Below are 13512 nucleotides of genomic sequence, written 5' to 3' on the forward strand. Positions count from 1 at the left end.
TCGCCAGCCGATCTCTGGCGAAAGCTCATATGGCTGGCCCCGACTTTGCGGGGACTCACAGTGAACTGCATCACATGTTGATTGGAAAAACCTGTATGCCTTCTTTTCTTCGGACAATAGGAATGGCTAGAAAGGCGATCTGGACATTCTTTGCCGTCGCCCTGGTTCTGGCTGGCATCGCTTCGGTAGATCCAGTCGAAGCGCAAGGTTCCCCTGAAAAGAGAATGGCATTCGTCGTGGGTAATGCCGCCTATAAGGCAGGCGCCTTGCCGACCCCGGCCAACGATGCCGGGCTGATTGCGCAAACGCTGCAGGCGGCCGGCTTCGACGTGATCGGCGCGCGCGACCTCGACCAGAATGGATTGCGCGACGCGATGCGGGACTTTCTGACGAAAGCGAATGCATCGGGACCCGATACCGTCATTTTCGTTTATCTGGCAGGCTACGGAGTGCAATATCAGGGCGATAACTATTTCGTGCCGGTCGACGCCCAGATCGCCAATGCCACGGATGTGCCGGTCGAAGCTCTGCGGATAACCGATTTCACGAGATCGCTGGCCGGCATCAACAATCGCGGCAGCATCGTCGTGCTCGATGCTGCAAGAGCCAATCCCTTCGTGCAGTCCAATCAGCCGCTGGCCGGTGGTCTGGCACTCGTCGATCCGGACGCCAATCAGCTGATTGCCTTCAATGCCGCGCCGGGCACCGTCGCCCCGGAGGAAGGCGGCCCCTATGGTTCCTATGCCCATGCCCTGGCGGAAATGATCCGCATCGGCGGCATTGCGCTCGATGACGTGTTTGACCGGACACGGTTGCGGGTCAGCGATCTGACCAAGGGCGCGCAGATTTCCTGGAATGCTTCCAAATTCAAGAACGCCTTTGCGTTTTTCGACCGCGGTCCCAATCCTCCGGCCGCGCAGCTGTCCAGCTACGACAATGCCACGATCCGGATGAAGCCGATCGGTGATTTCGATGAGCGCGATGCCTATTTCGCCGCGCTCGATCGCGACACGATGCGTGGTTACGAGGATTTCCTGGCAGCCTATCCGAACGACTCCATGGCAAGGCGGGTGCGTGCGATCATTGCAGCGCGTCGCGAAGCGATCACCTGGCGTGAAACCTGGAATGCGGATACGCCGGAGGCCTATTGGTCCTATCTGGGACGTTATCCGCGTGGTCCCCATGTCTGGGATGCCCGCCGTCGTCTGGAACATTTCGAGGCAGCACTCGAGCCGCCCCCGTCATTTTCGGTGATCGAGTATGACGTGCCGCCTCCACCACCACCGGAAATCGTCTATGTCGACCGGCCTGTCTTGTATTTCGATGATGCCGACTTCGGTTATGCGCCGTCGCCGCCCGTCGTCTTCCTGGCACCGCCGCCGCCAGATTTCGTAATGCTTGCGCCGCCCAGGCCACCGGTCGATCTCTACGTGCTACCGGCGCCCGTCTTCGTTCCGGTCCCCGAATGGGTGGAACTCCCGCGTGATATCGTGCCGCCCGAAAACAACATCATTTTCAACAACATTCACAACACGGTCGTCAACAACACGGTTGTCAACGGGAACGAGGCGGCATCGGCTACGCCCGGATGGCCGACGGGAAACAAGCTTGCCGGTGCGGCCGCCATCGCCGCGGCGGGTACAGCTGCGCTTCACGTTGCCCTGCCGCCCTCGGTGCAGAAAAAGGCTGCGGTTTTGCAAAGGCAAGTCCCGGCCGCAGCAGAAAAACCGATACCTGGAGCCGGTTTGGCGCCGGCGCCCGTTCCTTCGGTCCAGCCCCAGCCACAGACAAAGACAAAGACACAGGCACCACAGCCGCAAACACAGACCACTGCCTCCCACGCGCTTCCCGGCGCCAATGGCCAGCCGCTTCCGCTCGCCGGCACACTGGCGAACAAGCCGCAAGCGGCTCCTGCAGAAAAAACGCCGCCGTCCGGAGCAGAGCCCAATGCGGCGCATCATCCGACGACGGTCGCCCAACCACCGCTTCAGAGCGCAAATCCCGACGCGCGGGCGGCTCCCGGTTCAAAGGGCCAGCCGCAGTTGCCCGACACCAATACGCCTGCCGACAAAGGTCAAAGCCAGATTGCCAAGACCTCGCCCGAAGCTCCGAATGCGAAGCTGAAGGGAGGTGTCACAGCCCCGAAATCCGACGCTAACGGCTTGTCGACAAGGCCTGCGCCGGCAATCATCGACAACTCCCCGGCAAAACCCAGCGTTCCCGATAGCAGCGAGCCGCAGGCACCTGCGCCAAAACCGCAGGCCGAACCCAAACGACAGGTCGAACTCAAACCCCATGCTAAGCCAAAATCTCAGGCTGAATCCGAGCCTCAGCCTCAGCTTCAGCCCAAGCCGGCGACCGTCGAGCAGCTGACGAAGAGACCGCCGGCTGCAGAAAAGAAGAAGTGCGGCGTTACAGATTTACCTGCATGTCCCTAAGGCAGTTGGCACAGAAGAGAAAATTGCTTTAAAAGACTGCAGCGGCGCAACCTCCGAGCGGGGTCGTTCGCTGACGTTCGAGACGTGGAGCAGGGCGTAAATGGTCTCATCGGACACGGCATTATTCCGGGCGGCGGCGCTAACGTTGCCGCTGATATTCCTGGGGTCTCATCCGGCCTTGAGCCAGGATGCAAAATCCTCCGATAACCAGTGGATCATAACGCTTGGCGGGTCCGTCGAATACGGTCCCTCGTATGAAGGATCGAAGCACCTTTCCTTCAGCGGCATGCCGTCTTTCGATTTTCGGCGACTCGGAGAAGCGCCTGAACACAGCGCGCCGGACGATAATATCGACTACGGGCTGTTCGATATCGGCGGCGTCGAAATCGGTCCCGTCGTCGGCCTGAGAGGGGGACGGTCGGCATTCGACGATTCCGAACTGAAGGGTTTGCATTCGGTCCAGTGGAATCTGGACGCCGGCGTCTTTGCGCAATACTGGCCGATAGAGGATCGCCTGCGAGTGCGGGCGGAAACACGGCAGGCGCTGTGGGGCGGCGACGGTCTGCTTGCCGATCTCTATCTCGATTGGTTCCAGCCGGTCGGCGATCGCTGGCTTCTGTCTGCCGGTCCACGCCTGTCTCTGGCAAACGGCACCTATATGCGCAACAATTTCGGGGTTTCCGCCGAGGAAGCTGCCAATAGTGGCCGCGTCGAGGCGTTCAAAGCGAATGGCGGTCTCAAATCCATCGGTTTAACGGTGGCCGCCACCTATACGCTCTCACCGACTTGGAGCGTGCAGATCTACGACACATATAGCCGCCTGGTGGGGGATGCCGCCGACAGCCCGGTCACCTCAAGACTTGGCTCAGCCGATCAGAACGTCATCGGTATTACGCTCAACCGCTCGTTCCAGATCGGCTTTTGAGCTTTGCGTTGCCGCTTTCTCATGCTGGCCGATATAATCCCGCGTGACGGGAATGACGTCATTGCGCTTGCTTAACTGAATCTGGAAAACCACCAGATCTTCGTAGCGGAACGCGGCTTCGGCGCTTGCAAGGTAGAATTCCCACATGCGGCAGAAGCGCTCGTCGTAAAGTGCGGCTGCCTCGTGCCAGCGCGCCAGGAAGCGCTTTCGCCAATGTGCCAGCGTCCAGGCATAATGCAGGCGCAGGATCTCGATATCGGTAACCGCAAGACCGGCTTTTTCAATTTGGGGAAGGATCTCCGACAGCGCGGGAATGTAGCCGCCCGGAAAGATATATTTGTCGAGCCAAGGTGTGGTGAAGCCAGGTGTCGCAGAACAGCCGATCGTGTGCAAAACCATGATGCCGTCATCTTCCAGCAGGTCCGCACATTTCTCGAAGAAGGCGCGGTAGGATGCGAGGCCGACATGTTCGAACATGCCAACCGACACGATCCGGTCGAACCGTCCGCTCAGGCTGCGATAATCCTGAAGGGAAAATTGGATGCCTGCCTCCATCCTCTCATGTTCGGCAAGCCGCTTCAGGGCGTAGCCATGCTGCTCCTCCGACAGGGTGATGCCAAGCACATGCCCGCACGGTACATGCCTGGCCATGTGCAGGGCCAGCCCACCCCAACCGCAACCGATATCGAGCACGCTCTTGCCGGGCCCAAGCTGCAATTTCGCGGCGAGATGCCGCTTCTTGGCGCGTTGTGCCGCATCGAGCGACTGGTCGGGATTCTCGAAATAGGCGCAGGAATATTGCCGGTCCGCGTCGAGGAAGATTTCGTAGAGCCGGCCATCCAGATCGTAGTGGTGGGCGACATTGGCTTTGGAGCGCGCCGGCAGATTGCGATGGCGGAAGATGCGCAACCAGACGCGGGCACTGTCGATCAGCCGGGCGATAAGCGGATGGTTGGTATTCTGCGCCTCGCGCAACATCATCGCCAGGAAGTCGTGGAGCGAGCCCTGTTCGATGAGAAAGCGGCGATCCATATAGAGTTCGCCGAGCCGCAGATCTGCGTCGATGAGGAATGCCCACTGCGCTGCAAGGTCGGCAAAGCTGACATGCATCCGCTCTCCGGACCCGTCGCCGAAGGAAAGCTGCTGCCCACTGGATGTCGTGACATTGAGGCAACCGCGGGTGACGATATGCGAGAGTGCACGCTCCAGGACCCGATTGCTGAGTGCCGACGCAGCCGCTTCGCCATGACGGAGGATGAAATTCAGTGTTGGCCGCATCATCGATCCTTGCTGACATGGGCGTGCGGCAGGACGCGCCCGGCTTCTAGGTCACCGACGGAGTCCGTTTGCGCTGCGCCGGCGATCAGCCAGACACCGGCGAGGATCAGACCGCTGCCGACGATCTGAAGGCCGACGATCGGTTCGCCGAAAGCGAACCAGCCGGTGGCAATGATCAACACGTAGCTGATGCCGGAAAGCGGAAAGGCCCTGCTGAGGTCGAGTTCGGCGAGCACCGTCATCCAGATGAAGAAGCAGACGATCTCGACGACGACGGCCGCCAGGATCCAGTGCGAGGTCAACGCATCCTCCAGCCAGGTCGTCCCCTCGACATTGCCGAGCTGCGTCGCGCCAAGCTTGGTGAAGATCTGGAACAGCGTGTTGAGGACAGGCACGGAGAGCCATGTCAGGCGCATCGACGTCATCACTTGGCCTGCTCCTGCGAAAAGAGCGGGGAGACCAGCCGCAACAGCGCCTGCAGCAGCGGATTGCGATGGCGGAAGAACATGGTGTTTGACGTGAGCTGACTGCCGAGCCGCACCTTGTTTTCATAATAAGCCTGACCGCTCTGGTAGCGGGAAAGGCCATGACTGAGGCAATAGCGCAGATTGGTGAACCAGCTGAGGAAATAGAGATTGTAGGGACGTCCTCTCTCGCCATCCATGCAAAAGAACTTGTCGATCGCGAGCCGTTCGTCATGAACGATCAGGTTGGCGGCGAGCAGCTCGTCGCCGACGAAATAAAGTGCACAGAACGCGCGGCCAGCCATATGGGTGAGGATGCCTTCGAAATAGGCCGGGGTCAGTTCCTCGAACTGCCATTCGCTGCGATTGCGCGTGTCATGATAGAGCGTCATCACCCGGTTAAGCAGATCGCCGATATCGGTTCTGATTTCGACCCTGACGGCATCAAAGGATTTCAGCTTGCGCCGCATGTCCTTTCGGGTGCCCGCCGACAGTMKGGCCATGTAGTCGTCGATGGTCTTGAAATCGATGTCGAGCCAGGCGGACGGCAGGCCGCCGATGGCAGCATAACCGCATTTTGAAAACAGCGTGCCGAATTCGCCGGCAACCGGTGCCGGAATATCCTTGATCCCCATCAGCGCACAGCACTCTTCGGCCGCAAGCGCCTCGAAGGCGGCGAGCAATTCGCCAAACAGCCCCTCGCGACGTTCCTCCGGCACGTCGGCATGAAAACCTATCGCGCCGGTTTCCGTGCAGGGCGAGCCAAGGCAGGCAAGCCGCAGAACGAGGAAACCCGATGCATGCTGCCGCACGCGACGTATCAGCCGCCGCGCCATGCCCTCTTCCAGCGTGGTATCCAATGGATAGGGGCACAGGAACGCCGACATGGCCGCGCTGACCTTACCGTCTTCCACGACGGTCAGGTAGCGCCACTCGAAGTCGCCGATGCCGGCGCTTTCGATCGCCAGAAGGCAATCATAATCCTCGACATGGCCGCGGAAGCAGGCGTTCCACGCCTCGCGGCCGATGGCGCGGATCGTGTCGTGGACCTGCGTGAGGGGCTCGGCACTTCCGGGAAAAGGACTTTTATGCGCGAATTGCAGCATGGCTTGCCTCGAAAAAATCCGCCGTGAACGCTGCGACCTGCCGATGCTGGCGATCGAGATGGATCATGTGGTAGCTGTCCTTGATCCACCTGAGTTGGTGCGGCCCGCCAATATGCTCGGAAATGTAGAGGGCATGTCTTGGATTGCTCAGATCGTCTTCTTCCGCATGCAGGATCAGCGTCGGTGTCTGGATCTGCGGCAAGGTTTGGCGAAGCGCCTTGCCCAGCCGATGCATTTCGACGATGCCGCGGCCGGGGAATTTCTCGAGCATGCCTTCGCCGACCATGCCTTCGACCATCCGCCGCATCCGCTCGTCCTTAATGCCGAGTGAGTCATTCTCCCTGAAATTAAGACGGTCGAGGAAAGGGATGCGGGACAACCATCCGATATGCGGTGAGAGCAGTGCATAGTGTCTTGGAACATCCCAGCCGTCATAGTGGAAGCACGGCGAATAGATGGCGACCGCCTTTATCAGATCCGGCCGCTGCTCGGCCGCAAGCAGCGAAAGCTTGCCGCCAACGCAGATGCCGGCCGCAAATATCGCCTGCGTTCGCTCGGCCAGGAATTCGGAGGCCTGCAGCACGCTTGTCAGCCAGTCTTCCCAATGCGTCCGGCGCAATGTCCTGATATCCTCTCCATGACCGGCCAGCAGCGGCGCATGCACGCTGTAGCCGCGACGATTGAGCTGGCGAGCGACAAGCTTCATCTCGGCCGGTGCGCCGGTCAGGCCGTGGATCAGCAGCACACCTTTGCCATTCGTGCCTTCCAGGAAGAAACTCAATTGCTCAGACCTCATGCCGAAGCTCCGTCTCGCGGTTTTCCGGAGCCATGAAGCCGAGTGCATGGCAGGTGCTGATCACGTGCGTGCCGGCTCTTTCCTGCTCGTCCTTGATCTGTTCATGCAGGGCCGAAAGCTTCGTCCAGTGGGTGCGCGGCCGATAATGATGTTCGGCATGATAGCCATTGCCGAACCACAGCCAGTTGTAGAACGGCTTGTGGCTGCTCACACCCCAGGCGATTGGTTCGTCCGGATCGCCGTGAAGATGCTCGTAATAACCGTTGAGCGACGACAGGCAGTTGCCGGCATAATAGAAGGGCACKAAGAACAGTAGGGCCTTCCAGTCGTAGATCAGCGCAATCGCCGCCAGGCCGAGAAAGGCTACTAGCTCGAAACGGCCCCATGCGGCATCGAAGGGACGCCGCTTGGCAATGGCCTTGTGGATATCRCCGAGACTGTCGCGGAAGAAGCTCTTTAGCGTGTAGGACCAGACGTTTTCCGGTTCGCCGTTCCTGCCATGACGATAGATCGACAGAAGATCGATCGTCTCGCCTTTCTCGTCCGGCCGGTCACTGTTGCCGGAGTGATGGCGCATATGTACCCAGTGGTAATAGGTCTGGGAAAAGCCGATCGCCACCGACTCCATCAGGCTGAATGCGTAATTCATCCAGCGCGGCTTGAAATAGGGGGTGTGGATGAAATTATGCGAGATGCTGTTGATGTTCCAGGATATCGAGAGGGCATAAACGCAGCCCAGGATCAATGAGGCCCAGAGCGGCCGGCTCTGGAAGCCGACGATCAGGTAGACGTCGAAAACGAGATGTGCCACGGCGGCAAGCACGGGGGCGGCATCCCACCTGGCATGAGCAAAGATTTTCATAGTCCGGTTGCTCCGACACAGGCCACGCCGGCGGTAACGAGAAACACGCCCGCCGCGTGACGAAGGTTGATATTTTCCCTGAAGATGACGGCGCCGGCGATGACGATCGCCACATAGCTGAGCGCCATCAGCGGAAAGGCGACGGTGAGCGGCACCCTGCCAAGTACGACCGTCCAGGCAAGCAGTTCGATCGCCCAGAAGGCGATGCCGAGCCAGGTCAGCGGCTTGGTGAGCGTCGTCAGCACCGGGCTGTCGCTGGCAACCTGCTTGAAGCAGACCTCGCGCGCCGTTTCCGCCAGCACGCAGAAGAGGATCAGGCCGACCATCGGCAATGTGAGGCTGCCGATCATCCCATCGATTCCGCCAGGACTTCCAGCAATGCGTGATTTGCAGCGCTGTTGATATTTCGCACCGCATCGGCGGCGTGCCGCAGACGCGGTTGATCGATGAAGGTTTCGGCTTGCTTGAGCAGGCGGGTCGCGAAGCCACCAGCATAGCTTGGCACCGAATAGTCGCCGACGACATCGGCGCCAATGATGCGATGGCGGCTGCCGATCTCGCTGACAAGCGCCATCAGATAGGGCAGCCGCATGCGCCCCTGATCCCAGTTGGTTACGGCGTCATCGGCGGCGAGCACGTCCTTGTCGATAGTGACATAGACTGCCTCGGTGCCGATGCGGGTGAGGATGCGGTCGATGAAATTTTCCTCGCCAATCTCGGAGATGGAATTCCAGTGCAAGGCACCCCTGTGTTGGCGGTAGCTCGGGCCATTGCCATAATCGGCCTTCACGCGGCTGGGTGGATGCTCGTAAGGATAAAGTTCGAGCTTGCCTTGCCGCAGCCGGCCCAGATTGGCGCCCTTGCGCTCGGGATTGCGCAGGTCGTGGCTGCAGACCCCGACGGTAACAACCCTTTCGATATAAGGGTTTGAAAGTGCGCTGTTGATCCATGAGCCGCAATGCATGCCGCCCTCGAAGTTCACCCAGTCGGGGTGATTGTCGAAATGAACGAGCGTGGTCGAAACCGGGCGCCGTTCGAGAGCGGCATCGAGCAGCAGGGCGGTCACATGATGGAAATCGCCCGAGCCCATGAAGGCAAGCTGCGGCCCTCTGCTGCGCGGCGGCAGCGATCTGGCTATGTCCCGGCCGAGTTCGGCAAGCATCTTCTGCCTGCCCCACAGTCTGATCGTCTTCCCGCTCAGCTTGTCGACATGGTGGCACGCGCCCGCGAGCGTGCAGGCGCGCACGAAGTCCGGCTGCAACTCCAAAGCATCGTCGAGATGAAGGAGGAGAAGCTGCACCATCCTACCTCCGGACCGCACGTGTGAAGAGCTGGTCGAGCAGCGCCAGCGCCAGGTCGATCTCCTCGCGAGTAATCAACAGGTTCGGGGCCAGCGTGATGACGTTTTTATGGTAGCCGCCGACATCGAGAACGAGGCCATAGGTCTTGTTGCCGACCCTGAGATCGCCCTTCATGCCCTCGTCGCAGAGCCAGTCCATCGTCGCCTTGTCCGGCGTGAAGCCGTCTTCCTTGCAGATCTCGCATCTCAGCGCCAATCCGAGCCCGTCGACATCGCCGACGATCGCATGGCGTTTCTGAAGCTGTTTGAGGCCATCGAGGAAATATGCTCCTTTGGCCATGATCGCAGCACCAAAATCCTCCTCTTCCAGCATCTTCATCGTTTCGAGCGCGACGGCCGTACCCATCGGGTTGCTGGCAAAGGTGGAATGGGTGGAACCGGGCGGAAAGATTGTCGGATTGATCATTTCTTCCCTGGCCCAAACGCCCGAAAGCGGATTGAGCCCGTTGGTGATCGCCTTGCCGAAGACAAGAACGTCCGGTGAGACGCCGAAATGTTCGATCGACCAGAGTTTGCCCGTCCGGTAGACACCCATTTGGATCTCGTCGACGACGAGCAGGATGCCGTGCTGATCCAGAACCTTCTTGAGTTCGGTGAAGAAGTTCATGGGCGGAATGACATAGCCACCGGTGCCCTGGATCGGTTCGATATAGAAGGCGGCATATTCTGCGCTKCCGACCTTCGGATCCCAGACGCCGTTATATTCGCTTTCGAAGAGGCGAGCGAATTTGCGCACGCAATGTTCGCCATATTCCTCCTTGGTCATGCCCTTCCCGCCGCGGAAATGGTAAGGAAACTCGACGAATTGGGCCCTTTCGCCGAAATGGCCGAAGCGGCGGCGATAGCGATAGCTGGAGGTGATCGCCGAGGCGCCCAGCGTGCGGCCGTGATAGCCGCCCTCGAAGGCGAACATCAGGCTTTTGCCACCGGTATAGTTGCGCACCAGCTTCAGCGAATCCTCGATCGCCTGCGATCCGCCGACATTGAAATGAACGCGCCCCTTGCGGCCGAATTTGCGCTCGGCGTCCTGCGCGATCATGGCGGCCAGTTCGACCTTCTCGCGATGCAGATATTGCGAAGCGACCTGCGGCAGCCGGTCCAGCTGGCGATGGAGGGCGGCATTCAGCCTTTCGTTTCGGTAGCCGAAATTGACGGCGGAATACCACATTTGCAGATCGAGAAACTGTGTTCCCTTGGCGTCATAGACGTAGGAACCTTCGCATTCTTCGAAGAATTTCGGCTCCGCCGAATAATGAACCGTATCGCCGTGAGAGCAGTAGGTCTCCTCCAGCAAGCGCAGTTCGGCTTCCGACAGGTCGGAGAGTGGCGTTTTTTTGTTGAAGGTTTCAGCATTCACAATGTTCATGAGAGGCCTCTTGGTCTTCTGGTTCAGGCGATTTTCGATTGCAGCGCCGCTCGTCGCGGACGCGCGATCCTCGGGATGACGGCTTTCATCTTGGAAAGCAGGTCGGCGAAATCATCGAAAGCGATGAAGGGGATGTTGCTGTCGCCGCAGTAATCGGCGAGCGTGTCCTTGGCGAAGACGAGGTCGGCTCTGCCGGCGACGCAGAAATCGCTCCGTCCGTCGCCAATATAGACCTGCGGCTCCATGCCGGAGACGACCCGGCATTTGCACACGCCCGAGCCGGAGGAACAGCCGGCCGAGTTCGGGGCGGGTGCCAGGATGTAGCTCTCAAGGCCGTCGACGACGCTACAGCGAAGGTGATTGGCGATGACGGGCAGATCGGTGATGCCGTTGTGCCTCAGTACATGGCGGATGAAATAGTMGACGCCGTCGCTGACGATCGTCAGGGGCAGGCCGTTCACGCGGCAGTAGTCGCGAAACGCGAGGACGCCGGGGTCGATGGCCACGGTGTCCAGGATCGCATCGAGTTCGTGACGGCTTGCCCGGATGAGGGCGATCTGGCGGCGCATACACTCTGCCGATCCGATCAGACCGTCTTTCCATTGCTGCTCGATGTCTTCCCATTCAGGCTCGGCAAAACAGGACAGCACGACATCCGTCACATCCTGAATGGAAATCGTGCCGTCAAAATCAGAGAATACCTGCATCGAATCGTCCTTCGATCTGCCTTGCGGTCGTGTTTAACGACGGCCGATGAGGCTGACCTGAGAGGAAAATGATGCGAAAATGAAAAATGAGGGAGCCGTTGTCGCGGACCTGATCGACGCCGTCGTTGCTGCGTCAGTTCCTGGACAGTCGCAGCTCGACCCGCAGCCCGCTGCCCCGCGGGGGTGTGGAAAGCTTTACGGAAGCGGCAAGCCGGTCCGCGGTGTCGGCAACGATTGCAAGCCCGAGGCCCGCACCTTCGGCATTTAGCGTGTCGAGGCGATAGAAGCGATTGAACACGGCCTCCCGCTCCTCGGGCGGTATGCCCGGTCCGCTATCGCTGATCGATATCAGCCAGAACTCGATTTCGCAGGAGAGGATGACCTCGATCATACCGCCCACCGGCGTATATTTGATGGCATTGTCCAGGAGGTTGCTGATCATCATCTGCAGCAGCGATTCATCTGTCATGATCTCGGCCGACTCCGGGCCTTCCAGCGAGACGTCGAGATTGCGGCTGTTGATGATGTTGCCGAAGTCCGCCAAGGTCGACGCGATCATATGGTAGAGCGGAACCGGTATCGGATTGAGCGGATGGTGGCTGACCCTGGCAAGGCGCAGCAATTGCTCGATGAGATGGGTGGCTCTGTTGTTGCTGGTCACCAGATCCGAGATGATCGCCTTCTGCTCCTGCTGGTCATCGGTGCTCGCCAGCATCTGCAGCAGCAGCTTAACGCTTGCCTGCGGCGTGCGCAGCTGGTGGGCCGCCAGATCAGAAAAACGCCGCTCGAGGGTCAGGGACCGGCCGAGCTTTTCGAGAAGCTGGTTGATTGACTTGCCGAGGGGCAGAAAATCCCTCGGCAGGTCCTCGACCGCAATGGCTGAAAGATCGTCGGGCGAACGGGTGCGGATCTGGTGCACAAGCCCGTGGATGGTCCGCAGGCCATTGTGGATCCCGAGCCAGATCAGAAAGCCTATCACCGGCACTAGCACGAGCAGCGGAAAGAACAGGTTCAGAAGGATGTTGGAAACCAGCGTCTGACGCAGGGACATCTTTTCTCCGACTTCCATGACAATGTCTGAAGCGGGGATCGGCAGCGAATAGACCCGCCAGTTTTCGCCACCGTAAGAAAGGTCGGTGAAGCCTGCCTTCTGGTACGGCACGTCGGCAAGAAAGGCCGTGCTGGAGTAGAACATGATCTTGCCGTTCACCCAGGCACGGAACATATGCGCATCGGCATAATCGTCTGCGTCCTCGTTGAAGGCGAGCTGATTGTTCATGTTGAGGTCGATGTCATCGACTTGTCGCGGTGTGCGCTCCGGCGAGTGCCGTAGCCGGTTATGCAGCAGTCCCCATAAGACGTTCGCATCGTTGATAAGCTGCGCGTCGTAGATATTGTTGATCTCGCGCGTGGCGCTGTTGAAGGCGAAGGCGCCGATCACCAGGATGGTCACCACGACGACGGGGGCGATCCGCAGGAAGAGCTTGCGCGTAAGGGTTGAAGGGCTCATCGTTCGATCATGTAGCCGATGCCGCGGATCGATTTGATGAATTCGGTGCCGAGCTTCTTGCGCAGATTGTAGATCGTCACCTCGATGGCATTGCTTTCGACGCTGCTATAGGCATCGTAAAGCGCGTATTCGATATCGTTTTTCGTCACGTAGCGACCGCTGCGCTCCATCAGGAGCTTGAGCAGGTGGAATTCCTTTGCCGTCGTGTGCACCTGTATATTGGCTTTGCGCGTTATCATTGCCGACGGATCCACCTCGACATCGCCGCACCGAAGCAGGCTTTCCGTCCGGCCGTCGCGTCGCCGGATCAGCGCACGCAGACGGGCAAGCAATTCATCGAGATCAAAGGGTTTGACCAGATAGTCGTCGGCTCCCTCGTCGAGACCCTCGACCTTGCGCCGGACGTTGTCGAGCGCCGTCAAAAGCAGGATGGGGACGGCGTTGCCTTTGCGTCTTACACCTTTGAGGAGCTCGATGCCGCTGAGCAGCGGCAGGTTGATGTCGAGGACAATAGCTGCAAAATCCGAATGCTCCGTCGCTTCAAGACCGGACTGGCCGTCACGCATCCAGTCGACGCCATAGGCATGCTTTTCTAGTGCCTTCTTCAGGGACGGGCCGAGAATGCTGTCGTCTTCGACAAGTAGGATGCGCACGGTCGTTTCATTCCTGCAAAGGCGGATAATGTCGATGAGAAGCGCGA

13 protein-coding genes are annotated in these 13512 nt (G+C 59.5%); 2 read left to right on the top strand and 11 right to left on the bottom strand.

Annotated elements, in window-relative coordinates; genetic code table 11:
- Window positions 1–122: 122 nt before the first annotated feature.
- Both AC1DNW_RS24055 and AC1DNW_RS24060 read left to right on the top strand, forming a co-directional pair.
- Window positions 123–2438: a caspase family protein gene (locus tag AC1DNW_RS24055; protein ID WP_477854572.1), complete on the top strand. Its 2316-nt coding sequence runs from the start codon at window positions 123–125 to the stop codon at window positions 2436–2438.
- 100 nt (window positions 2439–2538) lie between these two features.
- On the top strand, window positions 2539–3363 hold the full coding sequence (locus tag AC1DNW_RS24060) for a MipA/OmpV family protein (RefSeq protein ID WP_477854573.1): 825 nt from the start codon (window positions 2539–2541) through the stop codon (window positions 3361–3363).
- Here AC1DNW_RS24060 and AC1DNW_RS24065 read toward each other — a convergent pair.
- The 11 genes from AC1DNW_RS24065 to AC1DNW_RS24115 form a co-directional block, all read right to left on the bottom strand.
- Window positions 3304–4641 carry a class I SAM-dependent methyltransferase gene (locus tag AC1DNW_RS24065; RefSeq protein WP_477854595.1) on the bottom strand — a complete coding sequence of 446 codons (1338 nt, stop codon included), beginning with the start codon at window positions 4639–4641 and terminating at the stop codon, window positions 3304–3306. The two genes, AC1DNW_RS24060 and AC1DNW_RS24065, sit on opposite strands and share 60 nt — an antisense overlap.
- Window positions 4641–5066 carry an EamA family transporter gene (locus AC1DNW_RS24070; protein ID WP_113295845.1) on the bottom strand — a complete coding sequence of 142 codons (426 nt, stop codon included), beginning with the start codon at window positions 5064–5066 and terminating at the stop codon, window positions 4641–4643. The genes AC1DNW_RS24065 and AC1DNW_RS24070 overlap by 1 nt, the downstream gene beginning before the upstream one ends.
- Complete coding sequence (locus tag AC1DNW_RS24075) at window positions 5066–6211, bottom strand: GNAT family N-acetyltransferase (protein WP_477854574.1); 1146 nt, start codon at window positions 6209–6211, stop codon at window positions 5066–5068. The genes AC1DNW_RS24070 and AC1DNW_RS24075 overlap by 1 nt, the downstream gene beginning before the upstream one ends.
- Complete coding sequence (locus AC1DNW_RS24080) at window positions 6192–7007, bottom strand: alpha/beta fold hydrolase (protein ID WP_113310011.1); 816 nt, start codon at window positions 7005–7007, stop codon at window positions 6192–6194. Before AC1DNW_RS24080 ends, AC1DNW_RS24075 begins: the two co-directional genes overlap by 20 nt.
- The gene (locus AC1DNW_RS24085; protein ID WP_477854575.1) at window positions 6997–7869 is read right to left on the bottom strand and encodes a fatty acid desaturase family protein; all 873 of its coding nucleotides are present in this window, start codon (window positions 7867–7869) and stop codon (window positions 6997–6999) included. The genes AC1DNW_RS24080 and AC1DNW_RS24085 overlap by 11 nt, the downstream gene beginning before the upstream one ends.
- Window positions 7866–8219: a DMT family transporter gene (locus tag AC1DNW_RS24090; RefSeq protein ID WP_113509876.1), complete on the bottom strand. Its 354-nt coding sequence runs from the start codon at window positions 8217–8219 to the stop codon at window positions 7866–7868. The genes AC1DNW_RS24085 and AC1DNW_RS24090 overlap by 4 nt, the downstream gene beginning before the upstream one ends.
- Window positions 8216–9169, bottom strand: coding sequence for an arginase family protein (locus AC1DNW_RS24095; protein WP_477854596.1), 954 nt, complete (start codon window positions 9167–9169; stop codon window positions 8216–8218). Before AC1DNW_RS24095 ends, AC1DNW_RS24090 begins: the two co-directional genes overlap by 4 nt.
- A 4-nt stretch (window positions 9170–9173) precedes the next feature.
- The gene (locus AC1DNW_RS24100; protein WP_477854576.1) at window positions 9174–10595 is read right to left on the bottom strand and encodes an aspartate aminotransferase family protein; all 1422 of its coding nucleotides are present in this window, start codon (window positions 10593–10595) and stop codon (window positions 9174–9176) included.
- Between the two features lie 23 nt (window positions 10596–10618).
- A complete protein-coding gene (locus AC1DNW_RS24105) occupies window positions 10619–11302 on the bottom strand; it encodes an MtnX-like HAD-IB family phosphatase (RefSeq protein WP_477854577.1) in 684 nt (227 codons plus the stop codon).
- A 133-nt stretch (window positions 11303–11435) separates the two neighbouring features.
- Window positions 11436–12812, bottom strand: coding sequence for a sensor histidine kinase (locus AC1DNW_RS24110; protein ID WP_477854578.1), 1377 nt, complete (start codon window positions 12810–12812; stop codon window positions 11436–11438).
- Window positions 12809–13465 (bottom strand): response regulator transcription factor, encoded by a 657-nt coding sequence (locus AC1DNW_RS24115; protein ID WP_113295925.1) that lies wholly within the window; start codon window positions 13463–13465, stop codon window positions 12809–12811. Before AC1DNW_RS24115 ends, AC1DNW_RS24110 begins: the two co-directional genes overlap by 4 nt.
- Between the last annotated feature and the right edge of the window lie 47 nt (window positions 13466–13512).

Source organism: Rhizobium sp. 05L429 (genome assembly GCF_056397645.1).